Genomic DNA, 1,997 nt, shown 5'->3' on the forward strand with positions numbered 1-1,997 from the left:
ATCGGGGTGTGGCTCAGCTTGGCTAGAGCGCTTGATTTGGGATCAAGAGGTCGCAGGTTCGAATCCTGTCACCCCGACTTTTTCCAGAGATGTTTCTTCTATTTTTATAATTAATAAAATAGTAAGAGGACTCTGGTATTTTTTTTGCCTTTCAATCAAAAGGATGTATCTATTTAGGTATATGAGAGGGCGAAAAATAAAAATAAAAAATTGCTAAGAATACGCAATAAAAACATTGACAGATAAAAATATTTGCAATATAATAGGTAATTGTGACAGTATGGTTAAAAATACTTCGCCAATAGCCCCGGTGGGGTATTTGAACAATATATTTTTTAGAAAATATCTGATTGTTGGACGTTTGTTGTGATTGACGAGATCAACAGATGAAAGTGAGCTTTGATGTTTTCGGACATTTACATCAGGGAGCTAGTATTTCTTATACGATTAGATACACGAATAAGGAGGTTCACTATGAAAAGCTTTGTAGCCAGCCCGGCAACAATTGAAAGAAAATGGTATGTAGTTGACGCTGCAGATCAGACATTAGGACGTTTAACTTCACAGGTAGCAGCAATCCTGAGAGGTAAGAATAAACCAACATTTACACCAAACGTAGATACAGGTGATTATGTAATCGTAATCAATGCTGACAAGATTAAAGTAACTGGTAAGAAGATGGATCAGAAGATCTACTACAGCCACTCTGATTATGTAGGCGGTATGAAAGAAGCTACATTAAGAGAAAAAATGGCTAAGAAACCTGAAGATGTTATTACATTAGCAGTTAAGGGTATGCTTCCAAAGGGACCATTAGGAAGAGCTATGATCAAGAAGCTTCATGTATATGCAGGTCCTGAACACAACCATGCAGCTCAGAAACCAGAAGTACTTGAACTCAAGTATTAATTAATGAATTACATCGGAAGGAGAGAGAATAATGGCTTCAGTAAAATATTACGGAACAGGTAGAAGAAAAAAGAGTATTGCCAGAGTATACCTTACACCAGGTACAGGTAAGATCACAATCAACAAGAGAGATATCGATGAATATTTCGGTCTTGAAACATTAAAAGTTGTTGTTAGACAGCCACTTGTTGCAACAGAAACATTAGAGAAATTCGATGTATTAGTTAATGTTCACGGCGGCGGTTTCACAGGTCAGGCTGGTGCTATCAGACACGGTATCGCTCGTGCATTACTGAAAGCAGACGCTGAATTCAGACCAACTCTTAAGAAAGCTGGTTACCTGACAAGAGATCCACGTATGAAAGAACGTAAGAAATACGGTCTCAAAGCAGCTCGTCGCGCTCCGCAGTTCAGCAAGCGATAATCGACTGCTCAGACTATATCAAAATGGTTCAAAAAGCCCGGAAAATCAAGGTTTTCCGGGCTTTTGCTATATCTAAACGGGCGGATATGGTTTGACCAAATTTGGCAAAACGAGAGCCGATTTCACCCAATTTTTAGTGGTTAAATATAGGACAACCGGCAAAAATGGGGTCAAAAAACGGCCTTAGTGGTTAAAAAATAGGACAACCAGAGAACAATTTCGGGGGTATTTTTAAGGGTGATTTTGGCACTCTCAGACACCGGATTTTTCGCTGGAGGGTTTGGCATAATCTGACCAAATCTGAACAATTAAATACGATTCTAATGCAGGCACTCAGTAACAAATAACTGGGTGCTTTTTTCAGTTTGCGCGCCATGGGCGCGCTCTAACGGGTGTAAGTCCCGAACACGCCCAGATAGTGGGAAGTGTATAGCCGAACAGCAAGGGTGTCCATCGCGAGGTGGAATCTGAAGGAAGCTGTAAGCAAATCTCTGGTCCGACGGACAGAAATCACATAGAAGGCTAGGCTGCGAGAGATAAGTTGGCTGAAAGCAACAAAGTCTAATAACTATCACCTTTGTAGTAGCAGAGTTGGTCCTATGTCAAGATTTAGTACAAGTTAAAATGAGAAATTTCTCCCCATTTTAACCTGCCAGAAGCTCAG

General features: G+C 40.1%; 2 protein-coding genes and 1 tRNA gene. All 3 read left to right on the plus strand.

Going from position 1 to position 1,997, the window contains the following annotated elements; all coding sequences use genetic code 11:
* Nucleotides 1-2 precede the first annotated feature (2 nt).
* The 3 genes from WMO25_RS17505 to rpsI all read left to right on the plus strand — a co-directional run bounded on the left by WMO25_RS17505 (nt 3) and on the right by rpsI (nt 1,333).
* Nucleotides 3-77 (plus strand) — tRNA-Pro (locus WMO25_RS17505).
* 397 nt (nt 78-474) lie between these two features.
* Nucleotides 475-909, plus strand: a complete 435-nt coding sequence (gene rplM, locus WMO25_RS17510) for a 50S ribosomal protein L13 (protein ID WP_015515107.1) — start codon at nt 475-477, stop codon at nt 907-909.
* A 31-nt stretch (nt 910-940) separates the two neighbouring features.
* Complete coding sequence (rpsI, locus tag WMO25_RS17515) at nt 941-1,333, plus strand: 30S ribosomal protein S9 (protein ID WP_015515108.1); 393 nt, start codon at nt 941-943, stop codon at nt 1,331-1,333.
* The last annotated feature ends 664 nt before the right edge of the window (nt 1,334-1,997 follow it).

This window comes from Coprococcus intestinihominis, assembly GCF_040096555.1.
Classification (GTDB): domain Bacteria; phylum Bacillota; class Clostridia; order Lachnospirales; family Lachnospiraceae; genus Coprococcus_A; species Coprococcus_A intestinihominis.

What these genes read in the sequence shown, in the direction of transcription:
- rplM (WP_015515107.1), top strand. Translation starts at nt 475, where the DNA reads ATGAAAAGCTTTGTAGCCAGCCCGGCAACAATTGAAAGAAAATGGTAT.
- rpsI (WP_015515108.1), top strand. Translation starts at nt 941, where the DNA reads ATGGCTTCAGTAAAATATTACGGAACAGGTAGAAGAAAAAAGAGTATT.